The following is a 20774-nucleotide window of genomic DNA, read 5'->3' on the forward strand; positions in this document are numbered from 1 at the left end:
CTTACTTGATCAGACCATCCAGCGGCGAAGAGGCGCTGGCGTAGAGTTTTTTCGGCATGCGCCCGGCGAGGTAGGCCAGGCGGCCTGCGACGATGGCGTGTTGCATGGCTTCGGCCATCATGATCGGTTGCTGGGCATGGGCGATGGCCGAGTTCATCAGCACCGCGTCGCAGCCCAGCTCCATGGCGATGGTCGCGTCGGAGGCGGTGCCTACGCCGGCATCCACCAGCACCGGGATCTTGGCTTCTTCAAGGATGATCTGCAGGTTGTACGGATTGCAGATACCCAGGCCGGAGCCGATCAGACCGGCCAGCGGCATCACTGCGATGCAGCCGATTTCCGCCAATTGACGGGCGATGATCGGGTCATCACTGGTGTAGACCATCACGTCGAAGCCTTCCTTGACCAGCGTTTCAGCGGCCTTGAGGGTTTCGATCACGTTGGGGAACAAGGTTTTCTGGTCGGCCAGTACTTCCAGCTTCACCAGGTTGTGGCCGTCGAGCAGCTCACGGGCCAAGCGGCAGGTGCGCACGGCTTCGATGGCGTCATAGCAACCGGCGGTGTTCGGCAAGAAGGTGTAGCGATCCGGCGACAGCACTTCGAGCAGGTTCGGCTCGCCCTCGATCTGGCCGAGGTTGGTGCGGCGCACGGCGAAGGTCACGATCTCGGCACCCGAGGCTTCGATGGCCAGGCGGGTTTCTTCCATGTCGCGGTACTTGCCGGTGCCGACCAGCAGGCGGGACTGGTAGGTACGACCGGCCAGAACGAAAGGCTTGTCGCTACGAACGATGCTCATGGGAAATCCTCGTAATGGGGTGAGGTTCTGCAGAATTCGGGCAGGCGACTAGCCGCCGCCGATGGCGTGGACCACTTCGACCTGGTCACCGTCGCTGAGCGCGGTGCCTTCATGCTGGCTACGCGGGACGATATCCAGGTTGAGCTCCACTGCAACACGACGCCCGGTCAGTTCCAGGCGGGTCAGCAGGGCCGCAACGGTTGCGCCGTCGGGCAGTTCAAAGGATTCGCCGTTCAACTGAATGCGCATGCCACGGGCCGCCATCGTTTTTAGGGGCCAGCATTCTAGCTTGATTGGTGTTGCTGGCCCAAGTCCCTTGGTCAGACGACCTGCAAGCGCCAGGCAAACAGGCCGAGGAAGAACCAGCCGAGCAGGAATGCCAGGCCACCGAACGGCGTGATGATGCCGAGCTTGCTGATGCCCGTGGTAGTCAACACATACAGGCTGCCGGAGAACAGCAGGATACCGACGACAAACGAGATACCGGCCCACGTCACCAGGCGGCCGGGAAGATGGGCCGCCAGCAATGCCACGCCAAACAGTGCGAGGGTGTGCACCAGTTGGTAGGTCACGCCGGTATGGAAGATCGCCAGGTACTCGGCGCTCAGACGGTTTTTCAGGCCATGGGCGGCGAAGGCGCCGAGGGCGACACCGGTGAAGCCGAAAAACGCGGCCAGCATCAGAAAGCTTCGCAGCATGGGGAACTCCAGTCAGACTCATCGGGCAGGGTCTGTATAATGGCCCGCTCAACGGGTTCGGCCAAGCCATCTCTATGCTGCGTCTCCTCTTCAAACGCTTTCTCAACGTCGTGAAATGGTTTGCCATCGGCAGTGTATTGCTGGTGCTGCTGTTTCGTGTCGTCCCGCCGCCGTTCACTGCGCTGATGGTGGAGCGCAAGGTCGAATCCTGGTTCGACGGCGAACCCATTGACCTGCAGCGCACCTGGGTGCCGTGGGACGAGATATCCGATGAGCTCAAAGTGGCGGTGATGGCCGGTGAAGACCAGCGCTTCCCGCAGCATTGGGGCTTTGATTTCGGCGCGATCCAGGCGGCGATCCTGCACAACGAGCGCGGCGGCTCGATTCGCGGGGCCAGTACGTTGAGCCAGCAGGTGTCGAAAAACCTGTTCCTGTGGGCTGGCCGCAGTTATTTGCGCAAAGGGCTGGAAGCCTGGTTTACCGGGCTGATCGAGGTGCTGTGGCCCAAGGAGCGGATCCTTGAGGTGTACCTCAACAGCGTGGAATGGGATGAAGGGGTGTTCGGCGCGCAAGCGGCGGCGCGGCATCACTTTGGTGTGAGTGCCAAGGGGCTTTCACGGCAGCAGGCCAGTTACCTGGCGGCGGTGCTGCCAAACCCACGGGTGTGGAGTGCCAGCCATCCGACCGCGTATGTGGCGCGGCGGGCGGCTTGGATTCGGCAGCAGATGAGTCAACTCGGTGGCGATGGCTACCTGCTTGAGCTGAACAACTCCCGCAAAGCGCCCTGGTCTGACTGACACTACACAAAACAAATATGGGAGGGGGCTTGCCCCCGATAGCGGTGGATCAGTCAGCTTATCTGTAGCTGACCCACTGCAATCGGGGGCAAGCCCCCTCCCACATTTTGACCGCGTTACCCTTTAGGCGGCGATCGACAACTTCAGCTTGTTCATCGCGCTTTTCTCAAGCTGACGAATCCGCTCGGCCGACACGTTGTACTTCTGCGCCAGGTCATGCAGCGTGGCTTTTTCTTCCGCCAGCCAGCGCTGGTAGAGGATGTCACGGCTGCGGTCGTCCAACACTTCCAGCGCTTCGTGCAGGTTGTGGTTGGAGTTGTCGCTCCAATCGGCGTCCTCCAGTTGACGCGCCGGGTCGTACCGGTGGTCTTCCAGGTAGTTGGCCGGCGATTGGAAGGCGCTGTCGTCGTCCGCTTCAGCGGCCGGGTCGAAGGCCATGTCATGGCCGGTCAGTCGACTTTCCATCTCGCGCACTTCACGGGGCTCCACGCCGAGACTTTCGGCCACGCGGTGGACTTCCTCGTTGTTCAGCCACGCCAGGCGTTTCTTCTGGCTGCGCAGGTTGAAGAACAGTTTGCGCTGGGCCTTGGTGGTCGCGACTTTCACGATGCGCCAGTTGCGCAGGATGAACTCGTGGATTTCCGCCTTGATCCAGTGAACCGCGAACGACACCAGGCGCACACCCATTTCCGGGTTGAAGCGCTTGACCGCCTTCATCAGGCCGACGTTGCCTTCCTGGATCAGGTCAGCCTGGGCCAGGCCGTAGCCGCTATAGCTACGGGCGATATGTACGACAAAACGCAGGTGGGCGAGCACCATCTGCCGAGCCGCCCCCAAATCCTGCTCATAATAGAGACTCTCGGCCAGTTCACGCTCCTGCTCGGGTGTCAGCAATGGAATGCTGTTGACCGTATGCACATAGGCTTCCAGGTTCGCACCCGGGACCAAGGCATAAGCAGGTTGCAAAGAAGTGGTCATACGAAACCTCCGACTTACATAACTCGTGCAGTTCAGCACTGCGAAAATTGACCGGGAACCGTAGGACAAGTTCCCTAAACCACTGATACGGTCAATACAAACGAAACCACATTAATCTGACATTAACTACTTCGGTGCCAGCTCACGTAAATGCCGTGCGACCGCAATCCACGCACCGATATAACCCAACAAGACCGCGCCAAGCAAGAGGCTCAGACCATCGGCGACCGGCACGCCGGCCAGGGCAAAATCGCTGCCGTACAACCCGGCAAGCCCGATTACCGCGTCATTCAGCCAGTCCAGGCCAAATGCCAACACGCCCCAGGACAAAATCCCCGCACCCAGGCCATAAAGCGCACCCATGTACAGAAAAGGCCGACGCACATAGCTGTCCGTGCCGCCGACCAGTTTAATCACTTCTATCTCGGTGCGACGGTTTTCAATATGAAGACGAATGGTATTACCTATCACCAAAAGTAATGCAGACACCAACAGCACCGTCAGGCCGAACACAAAACGGTCGCCCAGCTTGAGGATGGCGGCCAGGCGCTCAACCCAGACTAGATCAAGTTGCGCCTGTTGCACCTTGGGCATCTCTGCGAGTTTTTGACGCAGGGCTTCCAGGGCGGTCTTGTCCACTTCGTTCGGCGTCACCAGCACCACGCCTGGCAGCGGGTTCTGCGGCAGCTCCTTGAGCGCCTCACCCAGGCCGGACTGTTGCTGGAACTCCTCAAGCGCCTGGTCGCGACTGACGTACTCGGCATCCGCCACGCCTGGGATGTTCTTGATGTCGTCACGCAGCGCTTCGCCTTGCTGGGTACTGGCATCCAGGTTCAGGTACAGCGAAATCTGCGCCGCACGCTGCCAGGAACCGCCCAGACGCTCGACATTATTGAGCAGCAGGGACAAACCCATCGGCAGGCTCAAGGCCACAGCCATCACCAGACAGGTGAAAAAGCTGCCGATCGGCTGCTTGCCCAGGCGACGCAGGCTGTCCAGCAGGCTGGCACGATGGCTTTCGATCCAGGCGCGCAGCAGCGTGCTGAAGTCCGGACCGTCGTCATCGTCGTGTTTTTTCTTTTTCGGTTGCGGGTCGGCCGGTTTCGGCGCCACGCGCTCGGAAACCTTGGGGCTGCGGGTGGCACTCATACGCCGGCCTCCCCATCACCGATCAGACGACCGCGTTGCAGGGTCAGCATGCGGTGGCGCATGCGGGCGATCAGCGCCAGGTCGTGGCTGGCGATCAATACGCTGGTGCCCAGGCGGTTGATGTCCTCGAACACCCCCATGATCTCGGCCGCCAGACGCGGGTCGAGGTTACCGGTAGGTTCGTCCGCCAGCAGCAAGGCCGGGCGATGGACGATGGCGCGGGCAATGCCGACGCGCTGTTGCTGGCCGGTGGAGAGGTCGCCAGGGTAGAGGTCGGTCTTGTCCGACAGCGCCACGCGCTCCAGGGCCGAGTCCACGCGCTTGACGATCTCGGCCTTGGACAGCCCGAGAATCTGCAATGGCAGGGCAATGTTGTTGAATACCGTCCGATCGAACAGCAACTGGTGGTTCTGGAACACCACGCCGATCTGCCGGCGCAGGTACGGAATCTGCGCATTGCTGATGGTGGCCAGGTCCTGGCCGGCCAGCAGCAACTTGCCGGTGGTCGGGCGTTCCATGGCCAGCAGCAGGCGCAACAAGGTACTTTTACCGGCGCCGGAGTGCCCGGTTACAAACAAGAACTCGCCGCGCCGCACTCGAAAGCTCAGCTCATGCAAGCCCACATGCCCGTTGGCATAGCGTTTACCGACCTGTTCGAATCGAATCATGAACGCTCCCGCTCGGCAAACAGTGCCTCTACAAAGGGTTCGGCTTCAAAGGTGCGCAGGTCATCGATGCCTTCACCGACGCCGATATAACGAATCGGCAACCCGAACTGTTTGGCCAGGGCGAAGATCACGCCACCTTTGGCTGTGCCGTCGAGCTTAGTCAATGCCAGGCCGGTCAGTTGCACCGTCTGGTTGAATTGCTTGGCCTGGCTGATGGCGTTCTGGCCGGTACCGGCGTCCAGCACCAGCAGCACTTCGTGGGGCGCGTCGGCATCAAGCTTGCCGATCACGCGGCGCACTTTCTTCAGTTCTTCCATCAAATTGTCTTTGGTGTGCAGGCGACCGGCGGTGTCGGCGATCAGCACGTCGATGTTGCGCGCCTTGGCGGCTTGCACGGCATCGAAGATCACCGAAGCGGAGTCGGCGCCGGTGTGCTGGGCGATCACCGGGATCTTGTTGCGCTCGCCCCAGACCTGCAATTGCTCAACGGCGGCGGCGCGGAAGGTGTCACCGGCGGCGAGCATGACTTTCTTGCCTTCCAGTTGCAGCTTCTTGGCCAGCTTGCCGATGGTAGTGGTCTTGCCTGCGCCATTGACGCCCACCACCAGGATCACGAACGGCTTGTTCGGGGTGATCACCAGCGGGGCTTCCACGGGCTTGAGCATCGCGGCCAGTTCGGCCTGCAAGGATTTGTAGAGTGCGTCGGCGTCGGTCAGCTGCTTGCGCGCGACCTTCTGGGTCAGACTCTGGATAATCACGGCGGTGGCTTCGACGCCCACGTCGGCGGTCAGCAGGCGGGTTTCGATGTCTTCCAGCAGTTCGTCATCAATGACCTTCTTGCCGAGGAACAGGCTGGCCATGCCTTCGCCGATGCTGGCGCTGGTCTTGCTCAGGCCTTGCTTGAGGCGGGCGAAGAAGCCGGTCTTGGTGGTTTCTGCAGAGGGAGCGAGCGGTTCTGGCTCGACAACCTCGATAGCCTCGACAACCTGGACGGGCGCAGCGACCACAACAGCAACAGGCGCAGGGACTTCGACAACGGGCGGCGCCTGGACCACTACCTCAACCGGCTCAACCACCGCAGGAATCGGCGGGGCCAGGTGTTCAGCCTGGACGTCTTCGACCAACGCCACGGGCTCTTCGGCCACCGGCAACTCAGGCCATGGCTTGTGCTCGGGCTCAGGTTCCGGCTCAGCCTCAACCACCGGCTGCAACACCGGCTCAGCCATCGGCAACACCACCGGCGCTGGCGCTTCGGCAACCGGTTCGGCTTCTACTATAGGGTCGGGGATCGGCTCAGCTTGAACCTGTGGCTGTTCAACAGCGGTTTCCTGCGGCTTTTTGCGCAGCCATCCGAACAGGCCTTTCTTCTCGCCAGCCGCAGCTGGGGTCTTCTTGTCGTCGTTGGAACCAAACATGGAGACGGCTATCTCAAGGTAGCGACGCGCCAGAGGGGCGCGCCGGTAAATAAAATTCGATGCGTAACAGACTGTTTTTTAGCCAGCTCGTTCATGCGCAACATTTTGTAAGGCCAAAATAGGGCCTCAACAAGACTGCCGCAGTGGCCGTCCGTATATTCGACCAGTATCCTAGCACCTCCTCGCCCGCCGACGCTAAGACCAAGCGGGCAGCCCAACAGGTTTAAAAACGAATGAATGCTCTAGCCCGCCGCGCCGCAGGCCTGCTGTTCAGCACAGTTTGTCTGCCTCTTTCAGCTTTGGCTGCCGACCCACAACCCACCCACGAATTCACCCTGGACAACGGTCTCAAGGTCGTCGTGCGCGAAGATCATCGCGCCCCGGTGGTGGTTTCCCAGGTTTGGTACAAGGTGGGTTCGAGCTACGAAACCCCGGGCCAGACCGGTTTGTCCCACGCCCTGGAACACATGATGTTCAAGGGCAGCGCCAAAGTCGGCCCCGGCGAAGCCTCGCTGATCCTGCGCGACCTGGGCGCCGAAGAAAACGCGTTCACCAGCGATGACTACACCGCGTACTACCAAGTCCTGGCCCGCGACCGCCTGGGCGTGGCCTTCGAACTCGAAGCCGATCGCATGGCCAGCCTGCGCCTGCCGGCCGACGAGTTCAGCCGCGAAATCGAGGTCATCAAAGAAGAACGCCGCCTGCGCACCGACGACAACCCGATGTCCAAGGCCTTCGAGCGCTTCAAGGCCATGGCTTTCCCGGCCAGCGGCTACCACACGCCGACCATCGGCTGGATGGCCGACCTGGACCGCATGAAGGTCGAGGAACTGCGCCACTGGTACCAGTCCTGGTACGTGCCGAACAACGCCACCCTGGTGGTCGTCGGCGACGTGACCCCGGACGAGGTGAAAACCCTGGCCCAGCGCTACTTCGGCCCGATCCCCAAGCGCGACGTACCGCCCGCCAAGATCCCGATGGAGCTGGCCGAACCCGGCGAACGCCTGCTGACGATGCACGTGCAGACCCAACTGCCGAGTGTGATGCTCGGATTCAACGTGCCGGGCCTGGCGACTGCCGAAGACAAACGTTCGGTACAAGCCCTGCGCCTGATCTCGGCCCTGTTGGATGGCGGCTACAGCGCACGCATCTCGGAGCAGTTGGAACGCGGTGAAGAGCTGGTGTCGGCCGCCTCCACCAACTACGACGCCTATACCCGTGGCGATACGCTGTTCATGCTGTCGGCCACACCGAACCAGCAGAAGAAAAAGACCATTGCCCAAGCCGAAGCCGGCCTGTGGCGGTTGCTGGACGAGTTGAAGGCCAAGCCGCCAACCGCCGAAGAGCTGGAGCGAATCCGCGCCCAGGTCATCGCCGGCCTCGTCTACCAGCGTGACTCCATCACCAGCCAGGCCACGGCCATCGGCTCCCTGGAGACCGTTGGCCTGTCCTGGAAACTCATGGACAGCGAACTCGCCGACCTGCAAAGCGTGACCCCGGAAGACATCCAAAAGGCCGCGCGCACCTATTTCACCCGCGAGCGTCTGAGCGTCGCCCATGTTCTGCCTGAGGAGACTGCTCATGAGTGATCGCAAAAGCCTGATCCTGCCCGGCCTGATCGCCGTCACCCTGATCGCGGCAAGCGCCGTGTATTTCCTGCGCCCGAGTGAATCGGTAGCCAGCCCCGCGCTGGAAAAAGCTCAATCGGCCAACACGCTGCAATCCCTGGCAGAACTGGACGGCAAGGCGCCGACCAACCGCAAGCTCGACGTGCAAACCTGGACCACCGCCGAAGGCGCCAAGGTGCTGTTTGTTGAAGCCCATGAGCTGCCGATGTTCGACCTGCGCATCCTGTTCGCCGCCGGCAGCAGCCAGGACGGCGATGTGCAGGGCCTGGCGCTGATGACCAACGCCATGCTCAACGAAGGTATTCCTGGCAAGGATGTCAGCCAGATCGCCAGTGGTTTTGAAGGCCTGGGTGCCGACTTCGGCAACGGCGCCTACCGCGACATGGCTCTGGTGTCCCTGCGTAGCTTGAGCGCCAGCGATAAACGCGACGCCGCTCTGGCGCTGTTTGACGAAGTGATCGGCAAACCGACCTTCCCGGCCGACTCCCTTGCCCGTATCAAGAATCAGATCCTCGCCGGCTTCGAATACCAGAAGCAGAACCCCGGCAAACTGGCGAGCCTGGAGCTGTTCAAGCGCTTGTACGGCGATCATCCTTACGCACACCCAAGCGAAGGCACACCAGAAAGCGTGCCGAAAATCACCCTGGCGCAGTTGCAGGCGTTCCATGCCAAGGCTTACGCCGCCGGTAATGCGGTGATTGCAGTGGTCGGTGACCTGACCCGCGCCGAAGCCGAAGCCATGACGGCGAAAGTGTCCGCATCGCTGCCTAAAGGCCCGGCCCTGGCGAAGATTGCCCAGCCGACCGAACCCAAGGCCGGCCTGAGCCGTATCGAGTTTCCGTCCAAGCAGACCCACTTGCTGTTCGCCCAACTCGGTATCGACCGCGCCGACCCGGACTACGCGGCCTTGTCCCTGGGTAACCAGATCCTCGGCGGCGGCGGCTTCGGTACCCGCTTGATGAGCGAAGTCCGTGAAAAGCGTGGCCTGACCTACGGTGTCTACTCCGGTTTCTCGCCGATGCAGGTACGCGGTCCGTTCATGATCAACCTGCAGACCCGCGCCGAAATGAGTGGCGGCACCCTGCGCCTGGTTGAAGACGTAGTCGCCGATTACCTCAAGACCGGCCCGACGCAAAAAGAGCTGGATGACGCCAAGCGCGAGCTGGCCGGCAGCTTCCCGCTGTCTACCGCGAGCAACGCCGATATCGTTGGGCAGCTGGGCGCCATGGGTTTCTACAACCTGCCGCTGAGCTATCTGGAAGATTTCATGAAACAATCCCAGGCCCTGACCGTAGAGCAGGTCAAGGCTGCAATGAATAAACACTTGAGCGCCGACAAGATGGTCATCGTGACCGCCGGCCCGACGATTGCGCAAAAGCCACTACCGCCCCCCACTGATAAACCCGCCGAGCAGCCGCTCGGGGTTCCGGAGCATTAATGGCCAGTTCATCTCGCCCGAAAAAACCTGTCCACAACGTACACAACGGTGTGGGCCAACTGCGCATCATTGGCGGTGAATGGGGCAGCCGCAAGCTGAGCTTCCCCGATGTCGTGGGCCTGCGTCCAACGCCGGATCGCGTGCGTGAAACCCTGTTCAACTGGCTCGCGCCGTACATCGCGGGCGCCAAGGTGCTGGACCCGTTCGCCGGTAGTGGCGCACTGTTCCTGGAAGCGTTGTCCCGTGGCGCATCCCAGGCACAGGCGCTGGATGCCAGCAATGTCGCGGTCTCCAGCCTCAAGGAACACCTGGGCACGCTGCGTTGCACCAATGGCCAGGTACAAACGGCCGACGCTCTGCGCTACCTGGAAACCCAGGCGGCCAGCGAGTACGACGTTGTGTTCCTCGACCCGCCGTTCAACCAGAACCTGCTGCCCACCGTGTGCGCACTGCTGGAAGAACGCCAATGGCTGGCGCCGGATGCGTGGATCTACACTGAAAGCGAGACCGCGCCGTCCACCCTGGGTTTACCGGGCGCGTGGCGTCTGCACCGGGAGCAGAAATCCGGTCGGGTGTATTACGCTTTGTGGCACCGGGTGGTAGAACACGCCGAGTAGTCTCAGTGCGGGCTTCTGTGGTGGGCCCGCTCACCCCATGCCACAGAGATCTGCATGACCCCTTCTTCTGAAAGATTCACCCCCGCCTTCGGCCTCGGCAACCCCCACCTGCAAACACTGTGGGGGCCGTTGTGGCGTCCCACTACCCATATCGAGCGCCAACGCGAACGCCTGTGGCTGGAAGACGGCGATTTTCTCGACCTCGACTGGCATGGGCCCCATGACGCGCAAGCCCCCTTGGTGCTGGTGCTGCACGGGCTGACCGGTTCATCCAACTCGCCTTACGTGGCCGGACTGCAAAAAGTCCTCGCCGCACAAGGCTGGGCCAGTGTGGCGCTGAACTGGCGAGGCTGCTCAGGGGAACCAAATCTGTTGGCCCGCAGCTATCACTCGGGCGCCAGCGAAGACCTGGCCGCAGCAATTGCGCACTTGCGCGCCAAGCGGCCATTGGCGCCGTTGTATGCCGTGGGTTATTCCCTTGGCGGCAATGTATTGCTCAAGCACCTGGGTGAAACCGGCGAAGCGTCGGGGCTGCAAGGCGCGGCGGCGGTGTCGGTGCCGTTTCGCCTGGACCAGTGCGCAGACCGCATCGGGCTGGGGTTTTCGCGGGTGTATCAGAAGCACTTCATGCGCGAGATGTTGGCGTATATCCGCGTCAAGCAGCGTCAGTTTTTGCAGGATGGTCGAGAGGATGGGCTAAAAACCCTTGAAGCACTCGGATCCCTGGAGAAGATGCGTACGTTCTGGGACTTCGATGGCCGGGTAACCGCGCCGTTGCACGGTTTTCTCAGTGCAGAGGATTATTACCGAAAGGCATCGAGTCGATATTACCTGGGCGACATTCGCACACCGACCCTGATTATCCATGCCGCCGACGACCCGTTCGTCTTCGCCCACAGCTTGCCCGAGGCCAGCGAGCTGTCGGCGTGCACCGAATTTGAGCTGACGGCCAAAGGTGGGCACGTGGGCTTCGTCGATGGCTCACTGAAACGCCCCAGCTACTACCTGGAGCGCCGCATCCCACAATGGCTTAGGGCACATGTGGGAGGTGGCTTACACGGCAGGGAACTCAGTCGCCCGTAGCTATCGCCCGCGCCGGATCAGTAATCCACTCACTCCACGACCCCGCATACAGCTTGCCCAACGGATAACCCGCCAGGCTCAGGGCGAACAGGTTGTGGCACGCCGTCACGCCGGAACCGCAATATGCCACCAGCTCATCCGGCGAGCGGCCTTGCAGTTGGGCGGCGAAGCGCTGCTTGAGCTGTTCAGCCGGAAGGAAGCGGCCATCGGCGCCCAGGTTTTCGTTGAAGGCCGCACATTGCGCGCCAGGGATGTGCCCGGCGATCGGGTCGATCGGCTCCACTTCGCCGCGAAAACGTGCTTGAGCGCGGGCGTCGATCAGGGTCAGACCCGACTGGGCCAAGCGTTTTTGCAGGTGTTCGGCGTCCACCAGCAGGCGGTTGTCCGGCGTACCGGCGAACGTCCCAGGCTCAACCAGCGGCGCGTCCAGGCTCAGCGGGAAACCGGCGGAGTGCCAGGCCTTGAGGCCGCCATCCAGGATAAACACGCCATCGCGCTTGCCCAGCCAGGCCAGCAGCCACCAGGCGCGGGCGGCATAGGCGCCGGGGCCGTCGTCATACAGCACAATATTGGTATCTGCGCTGATGCCCCAGGCCCGCAATTGCTGAACCAAAGTGTCCGCCGCCGGCAATGGGTGACGACCGGTCACGCCCCTGATTACCGGGCCGCTGAGATGGCGTTCCAGGTCGGCATATTGCGCGCCTTCGATGTGCCCTTCGGCGTAGCTGCACAGACCGTAATCCGGGTCTTCCAGGGCAAAACGGCAATCCAGGATCACCAGCCCGGCCGACTCCTGGCGCTCGGCCAATTGCTGGGGACTGATCAGTTGGGCAAGCGGCATGACGAACTCCTACGAATGCATGTGGGAAAGGTCTACTTCACTTCTTCCAGTGCCTGGTTCAACGGCACGTAAAACTCTTTGAACAGCGCATCCACCGCCTCTTTCGCCTGAGGCGTGACAAAACCCGCCTCCAGCACCAGCACCTGATACACCCCGCGCTTGATGGCTTCGGCGCTCAATTGGGCGGAGTTTTCATTGGTGGTGCATAAGAACCGCACCCAGGACGTGAGGATGATCCAGGCATTGAGGGTCAGGGCTTCGGTTTGAACCGGGTCCATATTGAGGATGCCCGCGTCGACAAACCCCTGGTAGATCGCGTTGCCCTGGATCAGGCAACGCTGGGAAAAACGCCGATAGCCGGTGGCCAGTTCAGGGTCGCTCTCCAGCAGATGCTCAAGGTCGCGATGCAGGAAGCGATAGCGCCACATCCCGGCCAGCAAGGCCTGCAGGTAGAAACGCTTATCATGGACCGTCGCGGCGCGCCCCTGTGGTGGGCGCAGAAAGCTGTCGACCAGCGCTTCGTATTCACGAAACAGCACGGCGATGATCGCCTGCTTGTTGGGGAAGTGGTAGTACAGGTTCCCCGGCGAAATTTCCATATGGGCGGCGATATGGTTGGTGCTGATACTGCGCTCGCCCTGCTGGTTAAAAAGCTCCAGGCTGGTTTGCACAATGCGCTCGCTGGTCTTTACTCGTGGGGCCATAGGGGGAATCAGCTTCTATACACGTGATGGGGCATCTTACGACCTATCCTTGCCAGGATAAATCTGCATGTTGCCGCAATGTTATTTGACAATTTAGAGCAATGACTCTAAAAATCCAGGCAGACCAATAACAATCGGTGCTGCGCCATGTCTGCCAACGTTGCCTACCTGCAGGACTCCCAGGTGCTGGATCAACTCCAGGACCTGTTCGACACTCAACGCCGCGCCTACGCCACCAACCCCATGCCGCCAGCCGCGCAACGCCAGCAATGGCTCAAGGCCCTGCGCGACCTGCTCAGCGACGAGCGCCAGGCGCTGATCAACGCGATCAGCCAGGATTTCAGCCACCGCAGCGCCGACGAAACCCTGTTCGCCGAATTGATGCCCAGCCTGCACGGCATTCACTACGCCAGCAAACACCTCAAGGGCTGGATGAAACCTTCGCGCCGTGCTGTAGGCATTGCCTTTCAACCGGCGTCAGCCAAGGTCATTTACCAGCCGCTGGGCGTGGTCGGCGTGATCGTGCCGTGGAACTACCCGCTGTACCTGGCCATCGGGCCGTTGGTGGGCGCGTTGGCGGCGGGCAATCGGGTGATGCTCAAGCTCAGCGAGTCCACTCCCGCCACTGGCGCGCTACTCAAAACCCTGCTGGCGAAGATCTTCCCCGAGGACCTGGTGTGCGTGGTGCTGGGTGAAGCCGACGTGGGCATGGCGTTTTCCAAGCTGCGCTTCGACCACCTGCTGTTCACCGGCGCCACCAGCATTGGCAAACACGTGATGCGCGCGGCGGCGGAACACCTTACGCCGGTCACCCTGGAGCTGGGCGGCAAGTCGCCCGCCATCGTTTCCGCCGATGTGCCGCTCAAGGACGCCGCCGAACGCATCGCTTTCGGCAAAGCCTTGAATGCCGGGCAAACCTGCGTCGCGCCGGATTACGTGCTGGTGCCGGAAGACCGCGTCGAAGGTTTCGTCGAGGCTTACAGCAAAGCCGTTCGCGGGTTTTATCCGACCCTGACCGACAACCCGGACTACACCGCCATCATCAACGAGCGACAATTGGCCCGGCTCAATGCCTACATCAAGGACGCCACCGACAAAGGCGCCACGCTGGTTCCGTTGTATGAGCAAGGCCAGGCGCGCCGCATGGCCCACAGCCTGCTGCTGAATGTCAGCGATGACATGACCGTGATGCAGGACGAGATCTTCGGCCCCGTGCTGCCGATCGTGCCCTATCGCGGTATCGACCAAGCGTTTGCCTACATCAACCAACGCCCTCGCCCACTCGCCCTGTATTACTTCGGCTACAACAAGGGCGAACAGAACCGCGTGCTGCACGAGACCCATTCCGGCGGCGTGTGCCTGAACGACACCCTGTTGCACGTGGCCCAGGACGACATGCCGTTTGGCGGCATCGGCCCGTCGGGCATGGGCCATTACCACGGCCATGAGGGTTTCCTGACCTTCAGCAAAGCCAAGGGGGTGCTGGTGAAACAGCGCCTGAACGCTGCCAAGTTGATCTACCCGCCTTACGGCAAAGCCATCCAGAAGTTGATCCAGACGTTGTTCGTTCGCTGATACCGCCACCTACGGGATAACAATAACAATGAACCCTAGCCTGACTGATTCACCCGCACTGTCGCGGCGCGGCGTGTTGAAAATCGGCCTGTGCGCCAGCGCCTTCCTGGCCACCGCCGGGCTTGGCGCCAGCCTCAGCGGCTGCTCCGGCAGCACACCGGCCAGCGGCTTTGCCCTGTTGCGCAGCAGTGATCTGCCGTTTCTGCGCGCGGTCATTCCGGTCTTGCTGGAGGGTGTAGCCAGCACCCAGGAAGTCGCCAACGGCGTCGAAGACACCCTGAAAAAGCTCGACTTCAGCCTGCAGCACCTGTCGCCGGAGATGTTCAAGCTCACCCAGCAACTGTTCGACGTATTGGGCATGGGCATTACCCGTGGGCCGTTGACCGGTATCTGGGGCAGTTGGGAGAACGCCAGCGCAGAGCAAATCCGCAACTTCCTGCACCGCTGGGAAAACAGCTACCTGAACCTGCTGCGCATGGGCCAGGGTTCGCTGCTCAAGCTGGTAATCATGGCCTGGTACTTCCAGCCGGCGTCCTGGGCCCATTGCGGCTATCCCGGCCCGCCGAAGATCTGATCTGCATCCCTCCACAATAAAAACAAGAGACGATCCTGATGCCCGTACCCGATCTGTTCCGCGAAGGCCTGGCCCGTGGCTGGAAAACCCACAACGGCGCCGCCCTCGACAATGACCTGACGCTGGAAGCCGACGTCGCCATCATCGGCAGCGGCGCCGGGGGCGGCACCACGGCCGAGATCCTCAGCGCCGCCGGCTACAAGGTGCTGCTGATCGAGGAAGGCCCGCTCAAGACCAGCAGCGATTTCAAGCTGCTGGAGGACGAGGCCTACGCCAGCCTGTACCAGGAAGGCATCGGCCGCATGAGCAAGGACGGCGCGATCACCATCCTGCAGGGGCGGGCAGTCGGCGGCACCACGTTGATCAACTGGACATCGAGCTTTCGCACCCCGGACGCCACCCTCGCCCACTGGGCCAGCGAATACGCGGTCAAGGGCCACAGCAGCGCCGAGATGGCGCCATGGTTCGAGAAAATGGAACAGCGCTTGGGCATCGCGCCTTGGGCTATCCCGCCAAACGCCAACAACGACGTAATCCGCAGAGGCTGTGAAAAGCTCGGTTATAGCTGGCATGTGATCCCGCGCAATGTGCGCGGCTGTTTCAACCTGGGCTATTGCGGCATGGGTTGCCCGGTCAATGCCAAGCAATCAATGCTGGTGACCACCATACCGTCCACCCTGGAGAAAGGTGGCGAGTTGCTCTACCTGGCCCGTGCCGAACGCCTCAACTACAGCGGCGATACCATCAGCAGCCTGGAATGCGTGGCCATGGATGAGCGCTGCGTATCGCCGACCGGCCGCAGGATCACGGTCAAGGCCAGGCATTACGTGCTATCGGGCGGCGGTATCAACAGCCCGGCACTGCTGATGCGCTCGGATGCACCCGACCCTCACTCGCGCCTGGGCAAGCGCACATTCCTGCATCTGGTGAATTTCTCCGCTGGGCTGTTCGACGAGGTGATCAACCCGTTCTACGGCGCGCCGCAATCAATCTATTCCGACCACTTCCAATGGCAGGACGGCACCACCGGCAAAATGTCCTACAAGCTGGAAGCGCCGCCCTTACACCCTGGATTGGCCAGCACCCTGTTTGGCGGTTACGGCACCGGGAACGCGCTGGACATGAGCCAATTACCCAATACTCACGCGATGCTCGCCCTCTTGCGCGACGGATTTCATCCCGACAGCCCCGGCGGCACGGTAGATCTGCGCGGTGACGGCACCCCCGTCCTCGACTATCAGGTTTCGCCCTACGCCTGGGACGGCCTGCGCCGCGCCTTTCACAGCATGGCCGAGATTCAATTCGCAGCGGGCGCCAAGTCGGTCAAGCCGCTGCATCACGATGCACGCTACGTGAATACCTTGGCCCAAGCCCGTGACCTGATTGACGGTTTGAACCTGGAACTGCATCGCACAACCCTGGGCAGCGCCCATGTAATGGGCGGTTGCGCCATGGGGGAAGACCCGAAGAACGCTGTGGCCGACAGCCTGGGTCGCCATCACCAATTGCGCAATCTGTCGATCCACGATGGCTCGTTATTCCCCACCAGTATTGGGGCCAATCCCCAATTGTCGGTGTACGGATTGACCGCGCAACTGGCCAGTGCATTGGCCGAACGTCTGAAAACAGCATGAAAAAACGCTCGATCAGCGGCATGTATCTACATAAGTCGACTTGGCCGACCGGGATGGCTGCGATACCATCCGGTTCCCCAACGGACTCCGCCAGGACGACGCGATGAACCGAGTGTTGTACCCAGGAACCTTCGACCCGATTACCAAAGGCCATGGCGATCTGGTCGAACGCGCCTCTCGCTTGTTCGACCATGTGATCATCGCGGTCGCGGCCAGCCCCAAGAAAAACCCGCTGTTTCCCCTGGAACAGCGCGTGGAGCTGGCGCGTGAGGTCACCAGGCACCTGCCTAACGTAGAAGTGGTAGGTTTTTCGACGCTGCTGGCGCACTTCGCCAAAGAGCAGAACGCCAATGTGTTCCTGCGCGGCCTGCGTGCGGTATCGGACTTCGAATACGAATTCCAACTGGCCAACATGAACCGTCAACTGGCGCCGGACGTTGAGAGCCTGTTTCTCACGCCGTCGGAACGTTATTCGTTCATTTCCTCGACGTTGGTTCGTGAAATCGCCGCTTTGGGCGGAGATATCACCAAGTTCGTGCATCCAGCCGTGGCCGACGCGCTGACCCTGCGCTTCAAGAAGTAAGACCACTCTATCGGCGCCTGCTCGCACTGCAGGCGCCAATGCGGCACAATTGCGCGCATTAGTTTTCAGATGCCTTGGCCGAGCGCCCTGGCAGGAGTTTCCATGTCCCTGATCATCACCGACGATTGCATCAATTGCGACGTCTGCGAACCCGAGTGCCCGAACGCTGCGATTTCCCAAGGTGAGGAGATCTACGTAATCGACCCGAACCTGTGTACCCAGTGCGTCGGCCACTATGACGAGCCCCAGTGCCAGCAGGTGTGCCCGGTGGATTGCATTCCGCTGGATGAGGCGCGTCCGGAGACGGAAGAGCAATTGATGGAGAAGTACCGGAAGATTACCGGTAAGGCCTGAAGATCTTTAATGCCTGTTAAGGTCTCATCGGGGGCTTGCCCCCGATGGCTATATCAGCCTTCACACATCCATTAGCTCTGACACTTGGGGCAAAACACACTCGCCCGCTGCCCCAGCACCACATTGCGCAGCTCAGTCCCGCATACTTTGCACGCCTCGCCACCCCGGCCGTAGACGAACAACTCCTGCTGGAAATACCCCGGCTGCCCGTCGCCACCGATAAAGTCGCGCAACGTGGTGCCACCCCGTTCGATGGCGGCCGCCAGCACGCGCTTGATCTCAATCGCCAGCTTCAAATACCGCGCCCGCGAAATCCCCCCCGCCTCACGACGCGGATCAATCCCCGCGGCAAACAGCGCTTCTGTCGCGTAGATATTGCCCACGCCCACCACGACCGCGTTGTCCATGATGAACGGCTTGATCGCCATCGACCGCTTGCGGGACAGCTGGAACAGGCGCTCGCCATCAAACAGGTCGGTCAACGGCTCCGGCCCCAGGCGGATCAACAGCTCATGGTTGTGCGGATCCTGGCTCCAGAGCATCGCGCCAAAGCGCCGTGGGTCGGTGTAACGCAGGGCCATGCCCGACTCCAGCTCGATATCCACATGCTCATGCTTGGCCGCCGGCATACCGACTTCCACCAGGCGCAAATTGCCCGACATGCCCAAGTGACTGATCAAAGTGCCCACCTCGGCATTGATCAACAGGTACTTGGCACGCCGCTCCACCAGCACGATGCGCTGCCCTGACAGGCGCACATCCAGATCTTCCGGGATCGGCCAGCGCAGGCGCCGCTCACGTACGACGACGCGGCTGACGCGCTGGCCTTCCAGGTGCGGCGCAATCCCGCGGCGGGTGGTTTCGACTTCGGGTAACTCGGGCATGCGTACCTCTTGAAGGAAGGGTCAGTGTGCGCCCAGTTCGCGGATCGACAACTTCATGCTCTCAAAGTCGTAATCCGACAGGCCCACGTAGTCCAGCACGAGAGGGCCGACGGTTTCCCACTCGTGATCGACCGCCTGGTTGCCCAACACTCGATAGGACGAGCAGATGTGCTCGGCCATCTTCAGGATCGCCAACAGGTTTTTCAGCTGGGGATTGCGCGAGGACTCGTCGCTGAAAACCGCCAGGGCGTTGTGGTGGTTGGCGATGGCGTCGGTCACATGCTCCGGCAGGCGCCAGGACTTGGCCGTGTAGTAACCGACCACGGCGTGGTTGGTGTTGAAGGCATTGTTTTCAGTGTCGACCACGCGGCAGTCGAGGCCAGCGTTAGCGTAGGCCTCTTCCAGTACGGTCATGTAGTTGGGGAAACGCTTGAGCATCAACGGCACACCACAATCGTGGAACAACCCCAGGGCGTAGGCCTCGTCCACTGCCTGGGAGCCCGTGCGCTTGGCCAGCGTAAGGCAGGTCATGGCCACATCCTGGGCGGTGTCCCAAAAGCGGTTGAGGGTGACGATGGTGTCGTCGCTCATCTCGCCCTTGATCGACAAGGCATTGATCAGGTTGATGATCGAACGGCTGCCCAGCAGGTTCACCGCACGCTGGATCGAGGCGATCTTGTTGCTCAGCCCGTAATACGACGAGTTGACGATCTTGAGCAACGCGCCGGACAAGCCGGGATCCTGGGAGATCAACCGCGCGATCACTTCCAGATCCGGGTCGGGCATGTACTGCTCCATCTGCAAATCCACCATGATTTGCGGCTGAGGCGGCACGCTGATGCCCTGCAGGGCCTGTTGGATCTGTTCGGCTGAAAGCTCTTGGGACATAAGTACACACTCTGGGCTAGGCGAGGATTCTACCCCCTAAGCAGACATGGCCGACACCCACAACCCAAACTGAAACCCGACCAAATGTGGGAGGGGTTTGCCCCCCGACAGCATCAGCGCCGTACGTCAGATACACCGCGCCGCCTGCATCGCAGGCAAGCCAGCTCCCACATGAATCGGTGCGCAAGAGGTATACTCCCGCTCTTTTTTCCGGAGCGACGTCATGTCCCTGCCAAGCCTGCGTCTCAAAGCCAACGCCGATCGTCGTTTGCGCAACGGCCACCTGTGGGTCTACAGCAACGAAATCGATGTGGCTGCCACACCTCTTCACGGCTTCCAGGCAGGCGACCAGGCAATCCTGGAAGCGGCCGGCGGCAAGACCCTGGGCATCGTGGCCATGAGCCCGAACAACCTGATCTGCGCCCGCCTGCTGTCGCGCGACATCAAGTTGCCGCTGGACAAGTCGCTGCTGGTGCACCGCATCAACGTTGCCCTGTCCCTGCGTGATCGCCTGTTCGACAAGCCCTTCTACCGCCTGGTCTACGGCGATTCCGACCTGCTGCCGGGCCTGGTGGTCGATCGTTTCGGCGACATCCTGGTGGTACAGATCGCCTCGGCGACCATGGAAGCCCACAAGGAAGACGTAATCGCTGCACTGACCCAAGTGCTCAAGCCGAGCGGCATCCTGTTCAAGAACGACTCCGCCGCACGCGACGCCGAAGGCCTCAACCGCTACGTCGAAACCGTATTCGGCCTGGTGCCGGAGTGGGTTGCGCTGGAAGAGAACGGCGTGAAATTCGAAGCCCCGGTGGTCCAGGGCCAGAAAACCGGCTGGTTCTACGACCACCGCATGAACCGCGCGCGCCTGGCGCCGTATGCCAAAGGCAAACGCGTACTCGACCTGTACAGCTACATCGGCGGCTGGGGCGTGCAAGCCGCGGCCTTCGGCGCCAGTGAAGTGTTCTGCGTCGATGCCTCCGCCTTCGCCCTCGATGGCGTGGAGCGCAACGCTGCGCTGAACGGCGTTGCCGAGAAGATGACCTGCATCGAAGGCGACGTGTTTGAAGCGTTGAAAGAGCTGAAAGCCAGTGAAGAGCGCTTCGACGTAATCGTCGCCGACCCACCGGCCTTCATCAAACGCAAAAAAGACATGAAAAACGGCGAAGGCGCCTACCGCCGCCTCAACGAACAAGCCATGCGCCTGCTCAGCAAGGACGGCATCCTGGTTAGCGCGTCGTGCTCCATGCACCTGCCGGAAGACGACCTGCAAAACATCCTGCTGACCAGCGCCCGTCACCTGGATCGCAATATCCAGATGCTCGAACGCGGCGGCCAGGGTCCGGATCATCCGGTGCACCCGGCGATTGTCGAGACGCGGTATATCAAGAGCATTACGTGCCGGTTGTTGCCAAACAGCTAAAGCCAAGCACAGATAAAAATGTGGGAGGGGGCTTGCCCCCGATAGCGGTG

The 20774-nt window shown here is 61.4% G+C and carries 22 protein-coding genes; 11 read left to right on the top strand and 11 right to left on the bottom strand.

The annotated features are described in order from the left end of the window. Nucleotide 1: 1 nt before the first annotated feature. The 3 genes from EJD88_RS23770 to EJD88_RS23780 all read right to left on the bottom strand — a co-directional run bounded on the left by EJD88_RS23770 (nt 2) and on the right by EJD88_RS23780 (nt 1494). Nucleotides 2–796 (bottom strand): thiazole synthase, encoded by a 795-nt coding sequence (locus EJD88_RS23770; protein WP_003234615.1) that lies wholly within the window; start codon nt 794–796, stop codon nt 2–4. A gap of 48 nt (nt 797–844) precedes the next feature. Continuing rightward, a complete protein-coding gene (thiS, locus tag EJD88_RS23775) occupies nt 845–1045 on the bottom strand; it encodes a sulfur carrier protein ThiS (protein WP_160385078.1) in 201 nt (66 codons plus the stop codon). A 71-nt stretch (nt 1046–1116) separates the two neighbouring features. Further along, complete coding sequence (locus EJD88_RS23780) at nt 1117–1494, bottom strand: DUF423 domain-containing protein (protein ID WP_122307997.1); 378 nt, start codon at nt 1492–1494, stop codon at nt 1117–1119. A gap of 74 nt (nt 1495–1568) precedes the next feature. On the opposite strand from EJD88_RS23780, the gene mtgA reads away from it, so the two are divergent. Then, complete coding sequence (mtgA, locus tag EJD88_RS23785) at nt 1569–2291, top strand: monofunctional biosynthetic peptidoglycan transglycosylase (RefSeq protein ID WP_112192675.1); 723 nt, start codon at nt 1569–1571, stop codon at nt 2289–2291. Nucleotides 2292–2414: 123 nt separating this feature from the next. Here mtgA and rpoH read toward each other — a convergent pair whose 3' ends face one another. The 4 genes from rpoH to ftsY all read right to left on the bottom strand — a co-directional run bounded on the left by rpoH (nt 2415) and on the right by ftsY (nt 6501). Continuing rightward, the gene (gene rpoH / locus EJD88_RS23790) at nt 2415–3269 is read right to left on the bottom strand and encodes an RNA polymerase sigma factor RpoH (RefSeq protein WP_003176698.1); all 855 of its coding nucleotides are present in this window, start codon (nt 3267–3269) and stop codon (nt 2415–2417) included. A gap of 126 nt (nt 3270–3395) precedes the next feature. Then, entirely contained in the window at nt 3396–4418 is a 1023-nt protein-coding gene (gene ftsX / locus EJD88_RS23795) for a permease-like cell division protein FtsX (protein WP_099585854.1), read from the bottom strand. Continuing rightward, nucleotides 4415–5086, bottom strand: a complete 672-nt coding sequence (gene ftsE / locus EJD88_RS23800) for a cell division ATP-binding protein FtsE (RefSeq protein WP_017737950.1) — start codon at nt 5084–5086, stop codon at nt 4415–4417. Before ftsE ends, ftsX begins: the two co-directional genes overlap by 4 nt. Next, nucleotides 5083–6501 carry a signal recognition particle-docking protein FtsY gene (ftsY, locus tag EJD88_RS23805; protein ID WP_112192676.1) on the bottom strand — a complete coding sequence of 473 codons (1419 nt, stop codon included), beginning with the start codon at nt 6499–6501 and terminating at the stop codon, nt 5083–5085. Before ftsY ends, ftsE begins: the two co-directional genes overlap by 4 nt. 233 nt (nt 6502–6734) lie before the next feature. On the opposite strand from ftsY, the gene EJD88_RS23810 reads away from it, so the two are divergent. The 4 genes from EJD88_RS23810 to EJD88_RS23825 are packed head-to-tail and all read left to right on the top strand — an operon-like array spanning nt 6735 to nt 11267. Beyond that, nucleotides 6735–8090 carry a pitrilysin family protein gene (locus EJD88_RS23810; protein WP_112192677.1) on the top strand — a complete coding sequence of 452 codons (1356 nt, stop codon included), beginning with the start codon at nt 6735–6737 and terminating at the stop codon, nt 8088–8090. Continuing rightward, nucleotides 8083–9567, top strand: a complete 1485-nt coding sequence (locus EJD88_RS23815) for a pitrilysin family protein (RefSeq protein ID WP_099585857.1) — start codon at nt 8083–8085, stop codon at nt 9565–9567. Before EJD88_RS23810 ends, EJD88_RS23815 begins: the two co-directional genes overlap by 8 nt. Continuing rightward, complete coding sequence (gene rsmD, locus EJD88_RS23820) at nt 9567–10184, top strand: 16S rRNA (guanine(966)-N(2))-methyltransferase RsmD (protein ID WP_099585858.1); 618 nt, start codon at nt 9567–9569, stop codon at nt 10182–10184. Before EJD88_RS23815 ends, rsmD begins: the two co-directional genes overlap by 1 nt. 54 nt (nt 10185–10238) lie before the next feature. Then, entirely contained in the window at nt 10239–11267 is a 1029-nt protein-coding gene (locus EJD88_RS23825) for a hydrolase (protein WP_158879155.1), read from the top strand. On the opposite strand, the gene EJD88_RS23830 is transcribed toward EJD88_RS23825, so the two are convergent. Beyond that, the gene (locus EJD88_RS23830; protein WP_158879156.1) at nt 11254–12108 is read right to left on the bottom strand and encodes a sulfurtransferase; all 855 of its coding nucleotides are present in this window, start codon (nt 12106–12108) and stop codon (nt 11254–11256) included. The genes EJD88_RS23825 and EJD88_RS23830 overlap by 14 nt on opposite strands. Before the next feature lie 32 nt (nt 12109–12140). Then, nucleotides 12141–12812: a TetR/AcrR family transcriptional regulator gene (locus EJD88_RS23835; RefSeq protein WP_158879157.1), complete on the bottom strand. Its 672-nt coding sequence runs from the start codon at nt 12810–12812 to the stop codon at nt 12141–12143. Nucleotides 12813–12959: 147 nt separating this feature from the next. Between EJD88_RS23835 and EJD88_RS23840 the strand changes: the two genes are divergently transcribed. The 5 genes from EJD88_RS23840 to EJD88_RS23860 all read left to right on the top strand — a co-directional run bounded on the left by EJD88_RS23840 (nt 12960) and on the right by EJD88_RS23860 (nt 17532). Beyond that, nucleotides 12960–14387: a coniferyl aldehyde dehydrogenase gene (locus EJD88_RS23840; protein WP_158879158.1), complete on the top strand. Its 1428-nt coding sequence runs from the start codon at nt 12960–12962 to the stop codon at nt 14385–14387. 28 nt (nt 14388–14415) lie between these two features. After that, nucleotides 14416–14961, top strand: a complete 546-nt coding sequence (locus tag EJD88_RS23845; RefSeq protein ID WP_158879159.1) for a twin-arginine translocation pathway signal protein — start codon at nt 14416–14418, stop codon at nt 14959–14961. A 38-nt stretch (nt 14962–14999) separates the two neighbouring features. After that, the gene (locus tag EJD88_RS23850) at nt 15000–16595 is read left to right on the top strand and encodes a GMC family oxidoreductase (protein ID WP_158879160.1); all 1596 of its coding nucleotides are present in this window, start codon (nt 15000–15002) and stop codon (nt 16593–16595) included. A 103-nt stretch (nt 16596–16698) separates the two neighbouring features. Beyond that, the gene (coaD, locus tag EJD88_RS23855; RefSeq protein ID WP_003234650.1) at nt 16699–17178 is read left to right on the top strand and encodes a pantetheine-phosphate adenylyltransferase; all 480 of its coding nucleotides are present in this window, start codon (nt 16699–16701) and stop codon (nt 17176–17178) included. A gap of 102 nt (nt 17179–17280) precedes the next feature. Beyond that, nucleotides 17281–17532 (top strand): YfhL family 4Fe-4S dicluster ferredoxin, encoded by a 252-nt coding sequence (locus EJD88_RS23860; protein ID WP_057723493.1) that lies wholly within the window; start codon nt 17281–17283, stop codon nt 17530–17532. Nucleotides 17533–17603: 71 nt separating this feature from the next. Here EJD88_RS23860 and mutM read toward each other — a convergent pair whose 3' ends face one another. Continuing rightward, nucleotides 17604–18416: a bifunctional DNA-formamidopyrimidine glycosylase/DNA-(apurinic or apyrimidinic site) lyase gene (gene mutM, locus EJD88_RS23865; protein ID WP_099585865.1), complete on the bottom strand. Its 813-nt coding sequence runs from the start codon at nt 18414–18416 to the stop codon at nt 17604–17606. Between the two features lie 21 nt (nt 18417–18437). Beyond that, the gene (locus tag EJD88_RS23870; RefSeq protein WP_178121997.1) at nt 18438–19250 is read right to left on the bottom strand and encodes an HDOD domain-containing protein; all 813 of its coding nucleotides are present in this window, start codon (nt 19248–19250) and stop codon (nt 18438–18440) included. Nucleotides 19251–19527: 277 nt separating this feature from the next. Between EJD88_RS23870 and EJD88_RS23875 the strand changes: the two genes are divergently transcribed. Further along, a complete protein-coding gene (locus EJD88_RS23875) occupies nt 19528–20724 on the top strand; it encodes a class I SAM-dependent rRNA methyltransferase (protein WP_158879162.1) in 1197 nt (398 codons plus the stop codon). The last annotated feature ends 50 nt before the right edge of the window (nt 20725–20774 follow it).

The organism is Pseudomonas sp. PB105 (assembly GCF_009764655.1).
GTDB classification, from domain to species: Bacteria; Pseudomonadota; Gammaproteobacteria; order Pseudomonadales; family Pseudomonadaceae; genus Aquipseudomonas; species Aquipseudomonas cyclaminis.